This is a genomic window from Chitinophaga sp. MM2321, from assembly GCF_964033635.1.
GTDB lineage: Bacteria > Bacteroidota > Bacteroidia > Chitinophagales > Chitinophagaceae > Chitinophaga.
This window is the reverse complement of the sequence record NZ_OZ035533.1, coordinates 4,590,278-4,609,847: the sequence shown is the minus strand read 5'-3', so window position 1 is coordinate 4,609,847 and position 19,570 is coordinate 4,590,278. Positions and strand designations below refer to the sequence as shown.

The following is a 19,570-nucleotide window of genomic DNA, read 5'->3' as shown; positions in this document are numbered from 1 at the left end:
TGCAGACGAAACGGGCTTTTTTAGGGTATTTTAATACCAAATCATGCTATCTTATCACACTTCCCTTTTTTGCATAAGATACTTCCCTTTAGTACGCTACTTTGAGAACATCAGTGTATAAACTAATTATGATCATGAAGGATTTCAAAATTATTGACAACAAGGAAGCCAGGCAGTTTGAGGCGCATATCGCCGGACAGATGGCCAAGGTTATTTATGAAAGAAATGGCAGCCGTATTTTCCTGACAGGTGCAGAAGTGCCTCCTGTATTGGAAAAGCAAGGTGTCTTACCGATGATGCTGGGTAAAGTGATGGAGGAAATTTCTGCACAGAATATCCGAATGGTTCCTTCCAGCAAAAAGGTAGCTGAATTTGTACGCAGTAATCCCCAGTGGAAAACATTACTGGCGCACGGTCTGCATATATAACATTTAGATATTTAGATATTTGGTTATTTAGGCAGCGGAGATTATATTTTTATTACTAAGATAAGAATGGCGAAAGGAGCATAATAAAAGATAATACCGATACCTAAATAACTAAATACCTAAATAACCAAATACGTAAATCACTCAATACCTCTACTTTATCCCCAGTTTCACTTTTACCGCTTTCATCAGATCGTCGGCCTCTTCCCCGATTAATACCGCATCCCTGGAGTTATCAATTACAAGCGTATAGCCTTTTTCGTTAGCTGCGGCTTTTATAGCCTTTTTTGCTTTTTCCATAATAGGCACCAGTAGTTGCTGTTCCCTGGCATTGAGCTTTTGTTCTACTCTTTCCCGGTATAACTGAATATTAGCCTGTGCGTTTTGTATATCTTTTGCCTTGACAGCTTTCATCTCGGGGCTCATCGTGGCCTGCAGACTGTCAAATGCCTGCAACTTCTCCGTGTATTCCGCTACCAGTAACTGTCCGTCTTTATTTAATTCCTGTTCATAGTGCTGAATAGTGTCGTTGGCCAGTTTGGCTTCCGGCATTTGTCCGATCAATTGCTGGAAATTGATATAGGCCGTTTTGGTTTGTGCGAAAAGGGAAGAGCTGCCAATCAGCAACAGCATAATGGTACAGATAAATTTCATGGGCATAATTTTGAACAATAATAAAGATCGAAATGTGAAATATTATTTAAGACGTGTATAATTATATGTTAAATTAGATATAGATCAGGCCCGCCTGGTCTTTTTTTCTGCCAGGATAGGGGTAACCCCTCAGCTGCGTGTCATTTAATAAAGTGTTCAATTGGCAGAAGGAATTATATTTGATTTTCGTTATCAAACCCTAAGCATGGAGTTGAATCGTCCAGGTAATACCTCATTACTGGAAAAAGACGACACATTAACATTTGAACAGGCTTTTAAAACCCATTTTAAAGGCCTGCACGCGTATGCCTGTACAATATTGAAAGATGAAGTGATGGCGGAAGAGATGGTACAGAACGTTTTTTGTAAGTTATGGGAGAAATCGGGTGATATCAAAATCAGGCAATCCGTGTCGGGATACCTGTACCGCGCTGTATACCACGAAAGCATTAATTATCTGCGGCATCAGAAGGTGAAAGCTGCCCACCAGGCACATTCCCAATACCAGATGAGTAACAACCTTAATCCCGGGAGTGCTTCCGGAAAAGTAATATTGAGAGAGCTGGAAGAGAAGCTGGACAAGGCTTTGCGGGATCTACCGGAAAAATGCCGGACCGTTTTTCAATTGAGCCGTTTCGAAGAATTGAAATACCAGGAAATAGCAGATCGCCTGGGCATCTCCATAAAAACAGTGGAAAATCAGATGGGAAAAGCGTTGCGGCTCCTTCGTCTCAACCTGATAGATTTTCTGCCCTTGTTATTATTATTGCTCAATCTCTAAACCTTGATAAGTGAAAAAGCGTACGGATCATATTAATGACGACCTCCTGGTAAAATACCTGCTGGGAATCACCACCGCCGGTGAAAAGGAAGATGTGGAAGCATGGATGGCGGAAGACGCAGAGAATCAACGCTACTATGATCACTTCCGGCTGATATGGGATGAAAGCAAAAAATTTGCCGCCGTTTCCACCGTCCGCGAAGAGGAAGCCTGGATGAGATTTCAACAACGGGTAGGCACCAACGAAAACACTGCCCGCATTATAAAACCGGACATGTCTACCTGGCGCCGCGATCTTCGTATAGCCGCCACGTTGATTGTACTTTTTGGCGCCGGTTGCTTCTGGTACCTGTCGCAGTTACGCACACCACAAACCCGTGTATTTGCTGACGCTGAAGTAAAACTGGATACCTTACCCGATGGCTCTTTTGTTACCTTAAATAAACGGTCATCCATTACCTACCCGGCCTCTTTCGGAAAAGTGCGCCGCGTGAAACTGGAAGGAGAAGCTTTTTTTAATGTAGCACAGGACGCCGGAAAACCCTTTGTGATCAAAGTAAATGATGTAACGGTACAAGTGCTGGGCACTTCTTTCAATATAAAAAGCACCCATGGTAAAACAGAAGTAATTGTAGAAACAGGCGCAGTGGAAGTTACCAAAAACAACAACAGCGTGCAGCTCAAACAACATGAAAAAGCAACGGTATCAGCAGAAGAAGCTGCACCGGTAAAGCAGGAAAATACAGATGAGCTGTACAACTATTATCGTACTGAATCATTCGTGTGTAATAACACACCGTTATGGAAACTGGTCAACATCCTCAATGAGGCATATGGTGTAAATATTGTGATTGCCAACACCGGCAAACGTGACCTGCCTATTAATGTTACTTTTCATAACAGTTCACTCGACAGCACACTGAAAGTGATCGGGCTAACATACGACATTACCATAGAACAGAAAGGAACACAAATTACCCTGAAATAATACCTGCTATACTGTATGCCATTCATTAGATTATTATTGACCCTGTTTTTAACAGGAACGCTTGCGCTGAATGTTGCCGCACAAAGTTTATTAAGCAGGGTTGTCTCTGTAGAAGTAAAGCAGCGGCCACTTTCAGAGGTATTGAATACCATCAGTAAACAGGGTAATTTTTATTTCTCCTATATCAGCAATATTCTTCCGCAGGATAGTCTGGTCAGTATTTCTGCCCGCAATAAAACAGTCAGACAGGTACTGGATCTTTTATTGGAAGGCAATTATAATTACAAGGAATCCGGCAATTATATCATCTTGCTAAAAAAATCTTCCGGGCAAACATTTTACCTGATCACCGGGGTCGTCACGGATAAAAAAACGGGGCAGCGGGTTTCGAATGCCAGTGTCTATGAACGACAGCAACTCATTTCTACATTAACAAACAACGATGGTTACTTCAGGCTGCGGTTAAAGGATAGATATCCTACCGCAGCCATTAGTGTTAGTAAGGAGCTGTATGCAGATACTTCATTGCTGCTGAATACCGGGGTGGATCAGGAAGTTGCCGTCACGATTTCGCCTACCACTTTTCAGCTGAAAACAGTGGAGATAACCGGCCGCCATCAGGTGGAGAAAACCTGGTTGGGCCGGATGGTTTTATCTTCCCGTCAGAAAGTACAAAGTTTGAATCTGAGTGCTTTCCTGGCCGATAAGCCTTACCAGGCGTCGCTTACACCGGGCCTTGGTACGCATGGAAAAATGGGTGCGCAGGTAATAAATAAATTCTCCTTCAATATTATTGGAGGCTACACCGCCGGTGTGGATGGACTGGAAGTAGGTACCGCATTCAATATTGTGAAGAATGATATGCAATATGTGCAGATTGCGGGGTTTATGAACATCGTAGGTGGTAAGGCGCGCGGTGTGCAGGTAGCTGGTTTTCATAACAATGTGCTGGACTCCATGAAAGGTGTACAGGTAGCGGGTTTCAGCAATATTGTACAGGGTAGTCAGGATGGGTTACAGATTACAGGTGGTATCGGACAGATACGTGGTAATATGAGCGGTGTGCAGATCCAGGGGCTGGCAGGTATTTCGCGTGGCTATACGGAAGGATTGCAGATAGCGGGTGGCTATGCTTACAGTGGCAAAGATATAAACGGCGTACAGGTGTCGGGGTTATACAACTATGCCAATGCTACCGCACACGGCGTACAGCTTTCCGCCGGTGGTAACATCACCAGGGGAACGATGAATGGTATACAGATCGCCAGCCTTTTTAACTATGCCCGGCGATTGAACGGGGTGCAGATAGGACTTGTTAATATCTCGGATACTTCTACCGGTTATAGTATCGGTCTTGTTAATATTGTGCGGAAAGGCTATCAGAAAGTTGCTGTTTTTTCTACTGATCTGCTGCCGCTGAACCTCGCATGGAAAACCGGCCGGAAAGAGCTGTACAGCATATTGCTATTGGGGATGAGCCCTGGTAATAATAATAAGGCTTACTCGTTCGGATATGGGGTTGGCAAGGAAATTCCTTTTAATAAACAGCTGTTTTTATCAGCAGAAGTTACAGGGCAAAGTTTGTATCTCGGTAGCTGGGAAGATAATTCACAGGTGTTCCGTTTACAACCTTCTCTTCATTTTAAACTGGCTGATAAAATCTCCATATTCGCAGGACCTTCGCTGTCCGTGCATTTGTTTGATGACCTTCAACAGGTGCCCGGTTACAAAACGGAGATTCCCGGCGGAAAATATCCTTCTTTTAATATGGGCAGTCATGCAGCCGGTTGGCTGGGATGGCAGGTGGGGATCAGTATTTTCTGATTTCCTTTTTTTTACATAGGGGTATATGTTTGTTGAGGTGTCGTTATGCTGTACGAAATAATATGCACAGCAATGAGAACATTATCATTAAACAGGAACATCCTTTTATCCCTTACTGCCTTGTGCAGTTTTACGGTATCGGTATCAGCACAATCTGCACTTACAAGTGTGGCGCATGTAGGGCTGGTATATCCGCTGAGTACCAACGGGAAAAACGCTGCCGCCTATACGAATAGCTTTTCACTGCATCTTATTGCAGGTGTATCTAAATCCGAGACCGGCGTTGCTATCGCAGGGGTATCCAATATTATTAAAGAGAATGCCAGCGGCACACAGGTGGCTGCCTTCTCCAATCATATGGGCAGCGCATCAAAAAATGCTTCGTTTGCCGGATTTATGAACCTGGTGAAGCGTGATGCCAATGGCGTGATGGTGGCGGGTTTCCTGAACCATGCAAATAGTATGAAAGGCTTTCAGATGGCAGGCTTTGCCAATATTGTAGATAGGAGTGCGGCTGGTAGTACACAACTTGCCGGGTTTATGAATAAAGCTGATTCGGCAGATGCACAGGTAACCGGTTTTTTAAATACTGCCAAAGCAGGGAAAACACAGGTAGCCGGTTTTATGAACCAGAGTGATGAAGTACACACGCAGGTAGCAGGTTTTATTAATATTGCGAAAAAAGTAAGGGGTGTACAGATAGCAGGCTTTATCAATATTGCAGATAGTAGTGAATATCCTATCGGTATTGTCAATATTATTAAATCCGGTGAACGGCAGGTGAGTGTGAGCATTGATGAAACAGCTACCGCTATCGCATCATTTAAATCAGGTGGACGAATCCTCTACGGCATCCTGGGGCTGGGATATAATTTTAAAAACAGCACATCCTTGTATGCGTTGCAGGCAGGGATAGGTGCTCATTTGCACCTCTTGTCACACTTCAGGTTAAATGCAGAGGCCACCAATATGTTTATGACCGACTTTAAAAGAGGCAGTTATAACAGGGTGGTGATCGGTGCATACCCTTCCTATCGTTTTGGTAACAGGGTGGAAGTGTTTGCCGGACCTACTTTGAATACTGTTTACAACGAAGATGGCCTGGGAGATGACTTAACCTCTCATTTTATATGGTCCCGTACCAGGAGCGATGACGAGTTCGTTGGTGTATATGTAGGAGCTACCGTAGGGGTACAGGTAAAACTATAAAACCGGATTAGGATACGGAGTCAGGGGTATTACAAATGTCTGAAATTAATTATCTGTAAGAAGTTACTTTTATGGCATTGTATTTGTCAAAATGTTTAAAAATATGTTCTGTATGAAAACATGGCTATACTTACCACTCCTGCTGCTGATGGGCTTTACCTTCTCCAGCTGTACCAAAACAACCAATGAAGTTGTCATTCCCAATAAAACAATTATCCAGGATGTTGCGGCCAATTTGTGGAAATTAGATGACCAGGGTGTGTATTACATCCAGTTTGATGTTCCTGAACTGGATCAGAACACGAACCAGCTGGATGGTGTGATTGTATCTATAGCCAGGGATAAGAATCTATATGAAATCTTACCGGAAGTATACAAGAACGAGTATTATAACGTAATACACCAGCCGGGCACCATCATCGTAGAGCTTCGCGGACCCAATGGCAGCCAGGCTGCCAAACCCGTAGATGATATGCGGTTTAAAATAGTGATCATCCCATCCAACCAGATAGATTAAGTATCAATCTTACCATTTATTCAACATATTGTGGGCTTCCGTATCATACGGAAGCCTTTTTTATGTGCTATGCTTAGCGGGCTTTACCATTCTTCACAGATTATTGTTTCCGCAAATACTTTTTATTATTTTAAGCCTGCTTTTGTTGTGTCCACCCGAAGTGGATTTCACAGCGAACATGAAAATTCTTATAACTATGGACACTAGAAGAGATTTTATCCGCAAGGCGGCGTTACTATCAGGAGCAGCAGGTGTAATAGGCACTTTACCTGGTTCTATCCAACGGGCACTTGCCATCGACCCCAACCCCGGCACTACTTTCCGCGATGCGGAACACATTGTAATCCTGATGCAGGAGAACCGGTCTTTTGACCACTGCTACGGCTCCCTGAAAGGTGTGCGTGGCTATAATGATCCACGGGCAATCCAGCTGCCCAACAAGAACCTGGTGTGGCTGCAAAGCAACAACGCGGGTGAAACCTATGCCCCTTTCCGCCTCAATATTAAAGACACCAAAGCTACCTGGATGAGTAGCCTGCCGCATTCCTGGAGCAACCAGGTAGATGCCCGCAACAACGGTAAATATGATAAATGGCTGGATGTAAAACAGTCCGGCAACAAGGACTGGGCGCCTATGCCACTATCGCTGGGCTTTTACGACCGGGAAGATATTCCTTTCTATTATTCACTGGCAGATGCCTTCACGGTTTGTGATCAGAATTTCTGCTCTTCTTTAACAGGTACCACCCCAAACCGCCTTTATCTCTGGAGCGGTACACTGCGGGACGAACAGAAAGCAACCGCCAAAGCCAATGTATGGAATAGTGATGTGGATGAAGATGCAGAAGCAAACTGGTCTACTTTCCCCGAGCGGCTGGAAGATAACGGTATCTCCTGGAAGATCTATCAGAATGAAATAAGTGCGGCCAACCTGGAAGGAGACAAGGACAATATGCTGGGCAACTTTACCGATAACCCTATTGAATGGTTTACCGCATTTAACGTACGTTTTGCCAACGGCCATACCCAATATCTGCAACGGAAGATCGCGGCTTTGACCACAGAAATCCCGGAGATGCAAAAAAAGTTGACCATTACCACCATTGATAGCGATGCAAAAAAACTGCAGGACACACTGAAGAAGAAACAGGCCGAACTGGAGAAGTGCAAGCGCGATGCGATTGAGTTTTCAACAGCTAATTTTGCGAAGCTGCCACAACGCGCCAAAAATATCCACAATAAAGCATTTACTACCAATATCGGCGATCCGGACTATCATGAACTGGAAACGCTGCAATACAAAGATGGTGATACAGAACGCACCGTGAAGATACCCAAAGGAGATGTGCTGCACCAGTTCCGTACGGATGTTAATTCAGGCAACTTACCGGCTGTTTCCTGGCTGGTAGCTCCGTGTGAATTTTCTGATCATCCAGGTGCGCCCTGGTATGGCGCCTGGTATGTGTCTGAAGTAATGGATATCCTTACACAAAAGGAAGAAGTCTGGAAGAAGACGATCTTCATCCTTTGCTATGATGAGAATGACGGTTATTTTGACCACGTGCCGCCGTTTGTAGCACCACATAAACCAGGTACAGGACTGGTTTCAAAAGGCATTGATACCGCACTGGAATATGTTACCCGTGAAGAGGAAGCTGCGAAAGGACATGTGGGTGAAAGCTCCGTTCGGGAAAGCCCTATCGGCCTGGGATTCCGGGTACCGCTGGTAATTGCCTCTCCGTGGAGCCGTGGGGGTTATGTCAACTCACAGGTATTTGACCATACCTCCATCATCCAGTTTATGGAGCAGTTCCTGGGACATAAGACAGGCAAGCCCATGAAAGAAACCAATATTTCGGCATGGCGCCGCACTGTTTGCGGTGACCTTACTTCGGTTTTCCGTCCATTCAATGGCGAGAAGATCAAAGTACCATTCCCTGACCGGAACGAGTTTATTGAAAGCGTGTACAATGCACGATTCAAAAAGCTACCGGATGAATTTAAAAAATTAACAGCCGACGAAATTGAGAAGATTAATACCGACCCGGCTAATGCTGCGTGGATGCCCCGGCAGGAAAAAGGGATCCGTTCATCTTGCGCATTACCTTACCAGTTGTATGCTGGTGGTAAGCTGAGTGCGGATAAACAAACTTTCCAGATCAGTTTTACAGCGGCCAATGAAGTATTTGGTAAACAGGCTGCCGGATCACCATTTAATGTGTATGCCCCCGGAAAATACGTGCAGGCAGATACGAAAAAAATGGAAGCCGTGAGAACCTGGTCCTATGCGGTTACTGCCGGTGATAAGCTGACAGACACCTGGCCTTTGGAGGCATTTGAGAACAATCATTACCATTTGCGTGTATATGGTCCTAATGGCTTTTACCGTGAATTTTTGGGGGATGCCAATGATCCCCAGGTGGAAGTGCAGTGTGACTACCAGCGTGCCATCAGCAGCCGTAAAAAGCTGACCGGCAATGTGGAGCTGAAGTTTATCAACAATGGCAGCAAGCCGGTTGTTATTTCTATCAAAGACCTGGGTTATAAAAAAGGAGTGGTGAAGAAAACCATTGCCGCGCGTACCCAGGGAGTGGTGATCATGGACCTGTCCAAAAGCCACGGATGGTACGACTTTAGTGTGCAGGTAGCCGGTAATGACCTGTTTGCGCAACATTATGCCGGCAGGGTGGAAACCGGGAAGCATAGTTTCAGTGATCCGGTAATGGGTGGAGAGGTATAGTGTCATTCATAAGTGGAGGAGGGAAACGGTTTATTTTTTTGTATATTAATAGTGTGAGAGCGCATTCCCTTTTAATCAATATCTATCAACCAGTAAATCACATTAAACATCCAAAATCCTCCTTTATGAAACATTTTACCCGTCACATCGCCTATGTGTTAGTAGCTACTGCTATGCTCTTTTATACCGCCTGCTCCAAGGACGGGTCACAGGGCCCTGCCGGTCCTCCGGGTGAAGCCGGAAGTGCCGGTGCTAACGGTGCCCCTGGTGCTGCCGGTGCCGCTGGTCCTAAAGGAGATACCGGCGTAGCGAATATCATTTATTCCGACTGGCTGGATGTGGGGTACCTGCCTGATACCACAACAGCAAACGGCCCTTTGGATACGCTGGGATGGTATAGCCAGGTGGCTGCGCCCAAATTGAGCAAAACCATCCTGTCAACAGGCGAAGTAAAGGTTTACTGGAACCTGAATACAGCAGCTGATCCGATAATTGTACCGCTTCCATATGTAAGTACTTATTTTGAAAATATCCAGTTTGCAGCTATGGTGCAAGGCATTCAGTTCTATTCCAACTTCAATGCAGGTACTGCCCAGGACCAGCAAGGGCTGAAATACGGTCAATACCGCTACATCCTTATTCCCGGCGGAGTGGCCGCACGTAGCGCGGGTGGAGTAGACTGGAAGGATTATAAACAGGTGAAGAAATACCTGGGGCTCAAGGACTAGCGACCAGGATTAAATAGATTTATAAGATGAATGAGATGGATGTTTTGTTGGATTTGATCCGCAAAACATCCATCTTAATTTGTAATGCTTTCAAATGGCCCTTGTTTTGCTAAGGAATTGGCATGAAAAGGATCATCACAGTTACATTGTTTGCATATGCAGTACTCGCAGGTTGCGGTTCCCCCTCCACGCCTACTACCTCTAAAGAAAACATTACCCCCCGCAACAGGACGATTACGCCTGGTAATGCCTACAATGATCTCTTCCTGGACAGCACTATTGTAGCAGATTTTATAGTGAAGCAACACCTGGATGACACCACTGCCAACAGGTTGCGGAGCTTTTATAATGCGCGCAATTTCGAGTTTGCCTGGCTGGATAGTAACGGACCTACCGAACAGGCTTCCGCCTTCCGCAGTTTATACAACTACAGCAAAGACAGTATCAGTAGCAAGGCGCTGGATGTGCAGCTGAATGCATTGATGGAGGAGGATAGTCTGCATATTTCCGCTTCAGATCCTGCCATCATTAAAACAGAGTTGCAGCTCACCTGGCGGCTGATTGCGTATTTCAGGGAAACGACTGCCAGTGTAGCGGAGATGGAGCATATGGTGCTCATGCAAAAATATCCGGTGATGCAGCTGGCAGATTCCATGTTAAAGACAGATGATAAGATGTATCCGGCTGTAGCCGTTATGAAAGGGCCGCTGAAAGCGTACCGGGACTATGTTGAAAAGGGCGGATGGCCCGCTGTAACAGCTACGCGCAAAGCAATAAAAAAAGGGATGTCATCTCCCATAATAATACCTGTAAAGAAAAGACTATTTATTACGGGTGAACTGAAAAATAATGATACCACTGATGTATTTACAGCTGAACTGGAAACAGCGGTCAATGCCTTTCGTAACAGTCATGGCTATACGCAGAATGGCGTGATCAATGATACCGTGATCAATGCCATGAATGTTCCGGCGGAAGTACGCGTTCAGCAGCTGCTTATCAATATGGAACGCATGAAATGGATGCCCGTAGCCCCGAAGGGAAAACTCATCCTGGTAAACATTCCTGCTTTTGTATTACATGTAACGGATGAAGGCAAAAAACTTTTTGATATGGATATTGTAGTGGGAAAAGAAGGACATAGTACTACTATGTTTTCAGGACAACTGAACCAGGTTGTTTTTAGTCCGTACTGGAATATTCCCCGCAGCATTGTACGCAAAGAAATTCTGCCGGGAATGCAGCGCAACAAGCATTACCTGGCCGATAAAAACATGGAAATAACCGGGGAGGCCAATGGTTTACCGGTGGTGCGCCAGCGGCCGGGCGGTAAAAATGCACTGGGCCGCGTGAAATTCCTGTTTCCCAACAGCTATCATATTTACTTTCATGATACACCGGAGAAAGGGCTGTTTAGCCGCGACAACCGTGCCTATAGTCATGGGTGTATCCGTTTGAAAGACCCGGTGAAAATGGCGCAGTTCGTGCTGGAGGACTCACCTGTATGGACGAACGAAAAAATTGATAGTGCTATGAATAGTGGTAAGGAAAAATTTGTAGGATTGAAACATCCGGTGCCGGTGATCATCACCTATTTTACGGCCTGGGTGGATGATCAGCAAGTGCTGCATTTTGCACAGGATGTGTACGGACATGATGCCGTGATGAAAACCAAAATGTTTCAGGAAGGATCAGCTGATTAAATATTCTTCACGCTGTCTTTCATCAGTATTTTAGTATGTGCGGAATAATATTTATCGGGGCTGTATAAAAACAGGCAGGTACCATTTCTGATCCGTTCAATTACTTTACGGTGTATGTTTTCGGGGATAGCAGGGCATCCCAGGCTACGGCCGATATAACCCTGGCTGCGGGCCAGACTTTCATTTACATAAGCGGCGCTGTGCATAACAATTCCTCTGCTGAGCGCATTGTCGTTGATGCCTTCTTCTTCTCCTTCCAGGCGAAGCGAGTAGCCATGTTCCCCGATATAAGTATCACCGGTTACAAAGAAACCAAGACTGCTTTTGAAACTGTTCATCTTGTTGGAAAACGTATTTGCATTTGCTGCACCGGAATTTCTGCCATGAGATACCAGTGTATTGAACAGCAGTAATTTATTTTTGAGATCAATCACAAAAAGTCTTTTCCTGGCGGAGGGGAGTGAGAAATCGATGATAGAGATCACATCTGCGTTCCTGATACGACCTTTTTCTTCCAGGTGCTCAAATCCTTGCAGGGCACTTTCAAAGGCTTCTTTTGAAAGCCCGGAAGTATCCAGCCGCATGCTGTCGTACAAACTTATCTGTTGTACGGAATCTGTTGTAATAGTGGGAGTGGCCGGTTGTGCTACAGCAGCTTTTTTATTTGTTGTTGTGAAAGTGGTGATCAGAAATGCAAATAAGCTGATGGTGAGGCCAAATATTAACGGTTTAACGAGCTGCTTCAGTTTCAATTTCACGCCGTGATATTTAGGTTAGAAGAAAAATTATAAGTCGCGAAGATACGCTTTTTATGGGGGAATAGCTACTCAAATGCGGTATGAGACCGCTTTTGCCCGTTTTTTTAACATACAATTGACATAATGGGAGAATAATAATATTAAAATCTGTTAAATAATGGGCAATTTCGGTATACAGATCCATTCCGGTCAGCCTATCTTTAAGCATTGAAAAGAACAGCCCTTTATGAGAAAACAAGTACTTATTATCCTGACCTTATTGTTGGTGACCTTCCGGGCGTTTGCTTCAACCGGAGAGCCCGTTAAAGCGTTGATACAGCAAATGGAGGCGGATGTGGATGATCTCAGTAAAGTATATATTTTCCGGGATAGCCCCGAGTATTATGGCCGTATGCGGGTGTATTACAACAACACGTTGCAGCAGCTGAAGGCTATTCCGTTTAAATCGCTGGAGGTGGGAGAGCAGGTAGACTACCTGTTGCTGAAACGCGATGTAGAACAGGAATTGCGGGATATTGACCATAACGAAAAGCTGTATAATAGTTTACAACCAGTGATCCCGTTTGCACAAAAGATTATGACGCTACAGGTAAACCGGCGCAGGGGAGATACTCCCGATGCCGCCCAGGTGGCTGCCACACTGGGTACGGTGCAACAGGAAATCATAGCTGCCCAAAAGGCATTGACGCAACAGAGCGGGCTTCCGGCGCCCGTAGCACGTAAAGCCGCTGCTATAGTGGATGGTTTGCGGAGTGGTTTGAGAAATGTATATAATTTCTATTATGGTTATGATCCTTCCTTTACCTGGTGGGTGAAGCAGCCCTATCAGCAAACGGATTCCCTGTTGAAACAATATGCGCTTTTTCTTGGTGAGGAGCTGGCAGACAAGTCGGACAAAGCCCTGGATGCTTCGGGTATCAGGGGCACACCTATCGGCAGGGATGCGCTGCTGGCCCAGTTACAGTATGAAATGATTCCTTATACACCGGAAGAGCTGGTGGATATGGCCAATAAAGAGTTTGCCTGGTGTGATGCGGAGATGGGGAAAGCCTCCAGGGCAATGGGTTTTGGTGACGACTGGAAGAAAGCACTGGAAAAGGTAAAGGAGCATCATGTGGAGCCGGGTAAACAACCGGCGCTGATCCATCAGCTGGCTGATGAAGCCGTTAAGTTTGTGGAAGACAGTAACCTTGTTACTGTTCCTGCGCTGGCTAAGGAAGCATGGCGCATGTATATGCTCACCATGGAGCAGCAGCGGTTTGCGCCTTTCTTCCTGGGTGGTGAATCTATCCTGGTGGCTTATCCCACCGCGGAAATGGATGAAGCGACCAAAGTGATGAGCATGCGTAGTAATAACTATGCATTTGCGCATGCCACTGTTTTTCATGAGCTCATACCGGGGCATAACCTGCAAGGCTATATGAATAAGCGCAATAAGCCTTACCGTCAAATGTTCAGTACGCCATTCTCCGTAGAGGGGTGGGCGTTATACTGGGAAATGCTGTTGTGGAATAAGAATTTCCACAGCACACCCGAGCAGAAGGTGGGCGCGCTTTTCTGGAGGATGCACCGTTGCGCCCGCATTATCTTCTCGCTGAATTATCACCTGGGAAAATGGACACCGCAGCAATGCATTGATTTCCTGGTAGACCGGGTTGGGCATGAACGTTTCAGTGCCTCCGCTGAAGTGCGGCGCTCTTTTGAAGGCAATTATGGTCCTTTATACCAGATTGCCTATATGATGGGAGGCCTTCAGCTGCGGGCCTTACACCATGAAATGATAGATAGCAGGAAGATGACGGAATTGCAATTTCACGACGCCTTCCTGCACGAAAATGCTATCCCAATTGAAATGTTCCGGGCCATTATTACGAAACAGTCGCTGACACCTGATTTTAAAACACAATGGCGTTTTGCAGATCAGTTGTTAAAGGGGAAATAGTTAGCAAGACAGGATTGTTTTCAATGCCTGTTCCAGTTCCTTTGTTTCATTTATATTTTTTGAAGGGGAACGCCAGGCGATAAACCCGTCGGGCCGCACCAGGAGCGCACTGCCGGCAGGTAGTGCGGTTAATGATTGCCAGTGCTCATCATTGATTATTTGTACCGGTATAGAGATGTTAAAAGTAGCAGCAGCCTGTGAAGCGGCTTCCTGCCAGTGTGTGCCGGTACTATCCGTGATGAGGGTGAAATGGGTGACTGCCAGGTCCAGTGTGGAGCGGGTGCTTCCATTTTCGTGTAGCCATACATGTGGTATCCGGGTGCCGGGTTGTCCGCCGGCATGGGGGCCTTCAACAGCAGTTGCACCGGGTACGGCACTGGAGGTATAGGTATAATCCGGTATGCCTAACATCCGGATCATCCAGGAGGTGTTGTCAAAGCCACCCGCTTTATCTTTCGTATCCAGCATTTTCCTGTAGTTGATCAAGCCTTTATCATCAGCCAGCTGACCGGAGAGGAGCGCGTTTTCCAGCCCTATGGGTTGCCGCTCTTCGGAGTAGGTTTGCAGTAAAGCTGGCGTGGCCTTGTGTTGTAATACCAGGGCGAGTTTCCAGGCCAGGTTATGCACATCCTGTACGCCGGTGGCGGCGCCTTTACCACCGTAAGGTGTCATCTGATGTGCTGCATCACCGGCCAGGAAAATGCGGCCATGCTGCATGTGGCGTACTACATTCACCGTTGGCTTCCAGGGCAGCACGCTGATGACGCGTACCGGTAGATCAGGAATACCGATACTGTCGCGCAGGATCTGCTCCACCCGTGCGGTGGTATAGTCCGCTGGCTTTTCACCGTTTTGCGCATCGTAGTGAAGATGAAATACCCATTTGTTGCTGTTGTTAATAGCGGCTATCATGCCGGTGATACCAGGTCTTTCAATAAGACTGATACTAAACTCCCGGCCTTTCACCAGTTCATACAGATCGGCTTCAAAGTAAATGTTTAGCAGGGTGCCCAGGGGGCCATCGCCTACAGTGGCGGCGTCCAATGCCTTGCGAATGGCGCTGCTGCCGCCGTCTGCCGCTATCATATAACTACAGGTAAGGGTTTCTTCCCTGCCTGTATCACTGTTACGGATATACGCCGTTACCTTGTTCTCGTCCTGTGTAAATGATAGCAGCCGGGTATTAAAGCGGATGTCAGCCCCTCTTTCAATGGCCGCCTGCAAGAGGAGTGGTTCACTCAGGTCCTGGGTACAGCGGGCGCCTGCGACAGGGCTCATGGCAGCGAGTTTTTCAAACCCGGGTATTTCAATGGGATGCTTTATTTGCTGACGGTTTGGATCCCGCTGATCCAGTATATCCGTCAGCGTTATACCAGCATAGATACCCCAGGCCGGTGCCAGGGCTTTTCCTGCTTCCCGGATACTTGTATCCAGCTGTAGCTCGCGGAACAATTCCATGGTTCTTACATCAAAGCCGCGCGCCCTTGGATGAATAGAAGTACTGGCATGACGTTCAATCAAAACAGGCCGGATTCCTTGTTGTAATAAACACAACGCAGCGGATAGCCCGGTGAGTCCGCCACCCACAATCAATACCGGTATTTGTTCTTTATTCTCTTTAAATTTGTCTGGCATGGTTCTTTTTTATTTACCCGTAAAATTCTGGAATTGCTGGTCCGCAGCAGGGCATAAAAAGGATTATTAAGTACCAAAAATGTAAATGAATAAATATTCCGGGTATGAAACAGGAACACAAGCAGCAGATGCCTGTTACCTTTGAAGAGGTCTTTTCCCCCGCCAGGGGAGTAGTACAGGAATTTCCACTACCGTTCAGTGATAAACCGGGTACGCTGAAAATTGCCCTGGTGAATGACATCGGCGTGGTAGACAGCCATTTTTGTACGGATAGGATTACACCTCCCTGGGAGCATATTAACCATAAGTCTTTTGTTGAGATGAATTTTATGGTAGAAGGAAGTATCTATCAAACCATGGATGGATTCTTTAACCGGCACCGCCACGAAAAAGGGACACATAATATCTTATTCAATCCCGGATCACTGGAAAGAAATGAACTGGTGGGATATGGCTGCTACCGCACTTTCGGGATACACATAGTCCCTGAAAAAATGATCGCGTTGCTGACTGCCTACATGCCGGAATTTGAACAATATGCCACGAAGATAGCGGCTGGTACCTCTTTTACACTGGAGTCACAGGCCCCGTTGATGACGGCCAAAATGAAATATATTTTTGATACTATCTGGCAAACACCCGACCCGGTTGGTTTAAAGAAGCTCTATATTGAATCGAAAGTGCTTGACCTGCTCTCCCTGCAATGGGCCTCTTTACTTTCTCTTACACAAACAAAACAAAAATCATTATCCTTATCTGCTTCAGAGATCGATAAATTACACATTGCACGTACTATTATAGAAAGCCGGCTTGATAATCCACCTTCTCTGGCCGTGTTGTCAAAACTGTGCCAGCTGAACGAATTTAAATTGAAGAAAGGTTTCCGCGAGCTATTTAATACCAGTGTATTTGGTTACGTAAGTGAAACAAGACTGGATCGTGCCCGGAAGATGATTGCAGAAGGAGAGAAGAATATTTCTGAAATTGCCTGGTCGCTGGGATATAGCCACCCGCAACACTTTCAGCGGGCATTTAAAAAGCATTACGGTATCACGCCGGGAAGTTTGTTGAAATAATTATCCTGTTAATTTTATAAAAAATAAATCATGCCTGAGTTACCCGATCTGCAAGTATTCCGTCATAACCTGGAGAAAGCTTTGCTGCATAAAAAACTACAATCCATTACTGTTCAAAATGACAAGAAACTGCAAAGCACTGAAAAGGAATTGCAGGCCGCCGTTGAAGGACAGCTGCTGGAAGCTATTCAACGGGTGGGTAAGGAGCTGCACTTTATATTTAAGAACGGACATGTGTTGGGGATGCATTTAATGTTGCATGGCAAACTATATCTCTTTGATAAAAAGAATGAACAAAAGTATACGATCGTTACGCTATTATTTGCAGATGGTACCGGTCTTGCATTGACAGACTTCCAGGGGCAGGCGGTACTAACACTGGACCCCGCAGCGAAGGAAGCGCCGGATGCTTTATCGGAAGCATTCAACGAGCAATATCTCAAAGTTGCATTGGCAAAGAAAAAGATCACCATCAAAAAATATCTGATTGATCAGAAAAATGTGCTGGGCATCGGCAATGCATATGCAGATGAAATTTTATGGGATGCCCGGATTTCCCCCTTTTCTATCTGCCATAAAATTCCTGAAGCAAAGATCAGCGTGTTGCTGAAATCTATTAAACATATCCTGCTGGATGCAGAAAAGAAGATTAAGAAAAGTCACCCTGATATTATCCAGGGAGAAGTCCGTGATTTTATGCTGGTACACAATTCAAAGTTGAAAGAGAGCCCCGGTGGCGCCGAAATAAAGCATGATACCGGCGGCGGCAGGAAAACGTATTACACAGCTGAACAGGAGTTGTACGCTTAGCTACCGGTTTTAGCCACGTTATGTGGTCAGTACTATTTCCGCTGTTTGCCCTACCGGCTGATAAATATTTCCTGCAATTTTTTCTACGAATGTTTTTGGGAAAAACTTTGGTAAGAAAGCATTCAGTTTGTTGATAAATCCCGGGATGATTTCAGCCTTTCCTTTAAACAGGCCATCAATGGCTATGCTGGCTACCTTTTCCGGCGTCATGTTGAAGCGGTCTGCCAGTTTCCTGGTGGCATCGCCCATACGCGCCCTGTTGACGAAATCTGTATCGGTACTGCCGGGACTCAATGCGCTGACGGATATAGGCGAGTCGCGCAATTCGTGTCGCAGCCCCCGTGTAAATGACAAGGCAAAAGCTTTGGAAGCGGCGTAGATATTCAGATAAGGAACGGTCTGATAAGCGGTTGTACTGGCAAGGTTCAGCAAATAGGCACGCTGAAATTTCCGAAGCACCGGAATATAGGCGTATGAGAGGCCCACCTGTGCTTTTATATTTACATCTATGATATTAAATTGTTCTGGCAGGGAGCTGTTTTCGAATGCACCATTCAGGCCATATCCGGCGTTATTGACTACAACATTGAGCTGATCATGCCAGGAGCTGGTCCAGGCGGTTATATGCAGCAATGCATCGGGTTCGGAAAGATCCTGGTGCAGCGTGTGTACGTTGACGTGATACTGTGCAGCCAATGCTTCCGCAGTGGCTGCCAGTGTATTCCCGTCGAAGTCAACAAGCAACAGGTGATAATTTCTTGCCGCCAGTTCGGCGGCTATCGCTTTACCAATTCCTTTGGCAGCGCCGGTTACTAATGCGTATGACATATTTCGTTTGTTTAGATGGATGAACTGTTGACGATGGCTGTTTTAGCGTTGCCCCACTGTGGCCTGTCGCTATAACGTGGTTGCTTCAGCTGCGCCAGTTTATGATAAAATGGTGTGGGACTTTGTGCGTGTTTAGGCTGATAGGCACCGGTAATGATGGGAATGTACATCACCCTTCTGCGGCTTTTTTCACCGGTGTGGGGCGATTGTTGTACACGATGCCACAGGCGGCCATCATGCACGGTGAGATCGCCTGCTTCAATATCAAAACCTACTTCTTTTTTGTCGGGGTTATTGTCAATGAAATATTTTTTTCTGAACAGCAACCGTAACAACCCCTGTTCGTGTGTACCTGCGAGTACTCTTAGTCCGCCGTTTTCCAGCGGGCAATCATCGAGATGGATGCCTACATTGAGCATAGGCATGATGCGGGTGCCGAGAAAGAGATCGCGCGGACTGTCTGTATGCCATCCGAGTTGTTTAAACTGGCTGTGAGCTGCATTCACGTAATGATTGATCACCAGCCCGTCTTTTTCATTTTCGCCGATCCTGCCTTCGTAGGGGCCGAGTAGTTTTGTTAATGACTGCAGCCGTTCTTCTTTCAGCAATGTGCGTAGCACGCTGCTGAAGTGGGAGGCAAAGGCGATGCGCTGGATCAGAGGATTGCCATTTGTATCCGTACCAAATTTGAGCGGGATGCCGTTGACCTTCTGTGTATTGTTGTTAAGTAATAGTTGCTGTACCTGTTCTACTTCCCGTAGTACAGTTGATAATGTTTCTTTGTCAAGAAAATTTTTGAACTGGATGATACCATGTTGCCGGAAATATGCGAGGTGGGTAGCCGTTACCGTCCCTTCGAGACGGAAAACAGGCAAGGTGTTAGTTTGCATGACGATGAAGATTTTAAGTAATCAGTAATTATTTAAACAGGATGGTGGGGGCGGTGGTT

At 45.9% G+C, this 19,570-nt stretch carries 17 protein-coding genes; 12 read left to right on the top strand and 5 right to left on the bottom strand.

From position 1 onward, the window contains the following. Positions 1-134 precede the first annotated feature (134 nt). Positions 135-428, top strand: coding sequence for a GNAT family N-acetyltransferase (locus ABQ275_RS17675; RefSeq protein ID WP_159454320.1), 294 nt, complete (start codon positions 135-137; stop codon positions 426-428). Between the two features lie 153 nt (positions 429-581). On the opposite strand, the gene ABQ275_RS17670 is transcribed toward ABQ275_RS17675, so the two are convergent. Further along, a complete protein-coding gene (locus ABQ275_RS17670) occupies positions 582-1,082 on the bottom strand; it encodes an OmpH family outer membrane protein (protein ID WP_349314481.1) in 501 nt (166 codons plus the stop codon). A 205-nt stretch (positions 1,083-1,287) separates the two neighbouring features. Between ABQ275_RS17670 and ABQ275_RS17665 the strand changes: the two genes are divergently transcribed. The 8 genes from ABQ275_RS17665 (at position 1,288) to ABQ275_RS17630 (ending at position 11,572) form a co-directional block, all read left to right on the top strand. Beyond that, a complete protein-coding gene (locus ABQ275_RS17665) occupies positions 1,288-1,863 on the top strand; it encodes an RNA polymerase sigma-70 factor (protein ID WP_349314480.1) in 576 nt (191 codons plus the stop codon). A 10-nt stretch (positions 1,864-1,873) separates the two neighbouring features. Continuing rightward, positions 1,874-2,851 carry a FecR domain-containing protein gene (locus tag ABQ275_RS17660; protein ID WP_349314479.1) on the top strand — a complete coding sequence of 326 codons (978 nt, stop codon included), beginning with the start codon at positions 1,874-1,876 and terminating at the stop codon, positions 2,849-2,851. Positions 2,852-2,866: 15 nt separating this feature from the next. Continuing rightward, positions 2,867-4,675 (top strand): STN and carboxypeptidase regulatory-like domain-containing protein, encoded by a 1,809-nt coding sequence (locus ABQ275_RS17655; protein WP_349314478.1) that lies wholly within the window; start codon positions 2,867-2,869, stop codon positions 4,673-4,675. A gap of 72 nt (positions 4,676-4,747) precedes the next feature. Further along, entirely contained in the window at positions 4,748-5,884 is a 1,137-nt protein-coding gene (locus ABQ275_RS17650) for a hypothetical protein (RefSeq protein WP_349314477.1), read from the top strand. 112 nt (positions 5,885-5,996) lie between these two features. Then, positions 5,997-6,401: a hypothetical protein gene (locus ABQ275_RS17645; protein ID WP_349314476.1), complete on the top strand. Its 405-nt coding sequence runs from the start codon at positions 5,997-5,999 to the stop codon at positions 6,399-6,401. Between the two features lie 196 nt (positions 6,402-6,597). Next, positions 6,598-9,141, top strand: a complete 2,544-nt coding sequence (locus ABQ275_RS17640; RefSeq protein WP_349314475.1) for a phosphocholine-specific phospholipase C — start codon at positions 6,598-6,600, stop codon at positions 9,139-9,141. Between the two features lie 125 nt (positions 9,142-9,266). After that, positions 9,267-9,869: a hypothetical protein gene (locus tag ABQ275_RS17635; RefSeq protein WP_349314474.1), complete on the top strand. Its 603-nt coding sequence runs from the start codon at positions 9,267-9,269 to the stop codon at positions 9,867-9,869. 122 nt (positions 9,870-9,991) lie between these two features. Continuing rightward, positions 9,992-11,572, top strand: a complete 1,581-nt coding sequence (locus ABQ275_RS17630; RefSeq protein ID WP_349314473.1) for a L,D-transpeptidase family protein — start codon at positions 9,992-9,994, stop codon at positions 11,570-11,572. On the opposite strand, the gene ABQ275_RS17625 is transcribed toward ABQ275_RS17630, so the two are convergent. Beyond that, positions 11,569-12,330 (bottom strand): murein L,D-transpeptidase catalytic domain family protein, encoded by a 762-nt coding sequence (locus ABQ275_RS17625; protein WP_349314472.1) that lies wholly within the window; start codon positions 12,328-12,330, stop codon positions 11,569-11,571. The two genes, ABQ275_RS17630 and ABQ275_RS17625, sit on opposite strands and share 4 nt — an antisense overlap. A 226-nt stretch (positions 12,331-12,556) precedes the next feature. Between ABQ275_RS17625 and ABQ275_RS17620 the strand changes: the two genes are divergently transcribed. Beyond that, complete coding sequence (locus tag ABQ275_RS17620; RefSeq protein WP_349314471.1) at positions 12,557-14,272, top strand: DUF885 family protein; 1,716 nt, start codon at positions 12,557-12,559, stop codon at positions 14,270-14,272. Here ABQ275_RS17620 and ABQ275_RS17615 read toward each other — a convergent pair whose 3' ends face one another. After that, positions 14,273-15,907: an FAD-dependent monooxygenase gene (locus ABQ275_RS17615; protein ID WP_349314470.1), complete on the bottom strand. Its 1,635-nt coding sequence runs from the start codon at positions 15,905-15,907 to the stop codon at positions 14,273-14,275. Positions 15,908-16,011: 104 nt separating this feature from the next. On the opposite strand from ABQ275_RS17615, the gene ABQ275_RS17610 reads away from it, so the two are divergent. Further along, a complete protein-coding gene (locus ABQ275_RS17610) occupies positions 16,012-16,983 on the top strand; it encodes an AraC family transcriptional regulator (protein ID WP_349314469.1) in 972 nt (323 codons plus the stop codon). A 30-nt stretch (positions 16,984-17,013) separates the two neighbouring features. Continuing rightward, on the top strand, positions 17,014-17,793 hold the full coding sequence (locus tag ABQ275_RS17605) for a DNA-formamidopyrimidine glycosylase family protein (protein WP_349314468.1): 780 nt from the start codon (positions 17,014-17,016) through the stop codon (positions 17,791-17,793). Positions 17,794-17,811: 18 nt separating this feature from the next. Here ABQ275_RS17605 and ABQ275_RS17600 read toward each other — a convergent pair whose 3' ends face one another. Together ABQ275_RS17600 and ABQ275_RS17595 are read right to left on the bottom strand one after the other, a co-directional pair. Next, positions 17,812-18,621, bottom strand: coding sequence for an SDR family NAD(P)-dependent oxidoreductase (locus ABQ275_RS17600; protein ID WP_349314467.1), 810 nt, complete (start codon positions 18,619-18,621; stop codon positions 17,812-17,814). 11 nt (positions 18,622-18,632) lie between these two features. Then, entirely contained in the window at positions 18,633-19,511 is an 879-nt protein-coding gene (locus ABQ275_RS17595; RefSeq protein ID WP_349314466.1) for a phytanoyl-CoA dioxygenase family protein, read from the bottom strand. Positions 19,512-19,570: the final 59 nt, after the last annotated feature.

Bases quoted from the DNA above. Each gene is read 5' to 3' on its own strand.
- ABQ275_RS17670 (WP_349314481.1), bottom strand. From the start codon at position 1,082: ATGAAATTTATCTGTACCATTATGCTGTTGCTGATTGGCAGCTCTTCC.
- ABQ275_RS17675 (WP_159454320.1), top strand. From the start codon at position 135: ATGAAGGATTTCAAAATTATTGACAACAAGGAAGCCAGGCAGTTTGAG.
- ABQ275_RS17620 (WP_349314471.1), top strand. From the start codon at position 12,557: ATGAGAAAACAAGTACTTATTATCCTGACCTTATTGTTGGTGACCTTC.
- ABQ275_RS17600 (WP_349314467.1), bottom strand. From the start codon at position 18,621: ATGTCATACGCATTAGTAACCGGCGCTGCCAAAGGAATTGGTAAAGCG.
- ABQ275_RS17595 (WP_349314466.1), bottom strand. From the start codon at position 19,511: ATGCAAACTAACACCTTGCCTGTTTTCCGTCTCGAAGGGACGGTAACG.
- ABQ275_RS17650 (WP_349314477.1), top strand. From the start codon at position 4,748: ATGAGAACATTATCATTAAACAGGAACATCCTTTTATCCCTTACTGCC.
- ABQ275_RS17630 (WP_349314473.1), top strand. From the start codon at position 9,992: ATGAAAAGGATCATCACAGTTACATTGTTTGCATATGCAGTACTCGCA.
- ABQ275_RS17665 (WP_349314480.1), top strand. From the start codon at position 1,288: ATGGAGTTGAATCGTCCAGGTAATACCTCATTACTGGAAAAAGACGAC.
- ABQ275_RS17605 (WP_349314468.1), top strand. From the start codon at position 17,014: ATGCCTGAGTTACCCGATCTGCAAGTATTCCGTCATAACCTGGAGAAA.
- ABQ275_RS17610 (WP_349314469.1), top strand. From the start codon at position 16,012: ATGAAACAGGAACACAAGCAGCAGATGCCTGTTACCTTTGAAGAGGTC.
- ABQ275_RS17635 (WP_349314474.1), top strand. From the start codon at position 9,267: ATGAAACATTTTACCCGTCACATCGCCTATGTGTTAGTAGCTACTGCT.
- ABQ275_RS17655 (WP_349314478.1), top strand. From the start codon at position 2,867: ATGCCATTCATTAGATTATTATTGACCCTGTTTTTAACAGGAACGCTT.
- ABQ275_RS17645 (WP_349314476.1), top strand. From the start codon at position 5,997: ATGAAAACATGGCTATACTTACCACTCCTGCTGCTGATGGGCTTTACC.
- ABQ275_RS17615 (WP_349314470.1), bottom strand. From the start codon at position 15,907: ATGCCAGACAAATTTAAAGAGAATAAAGAACAAATACCGGTATTGATT.
- ABQ275_RS17640 (WP_349314475.1), top strand. From the start codon at position 6,598: ATGGACACTAGAAGAGATTTTATCCGCAAGGCGGCGTTACTATCAGGA.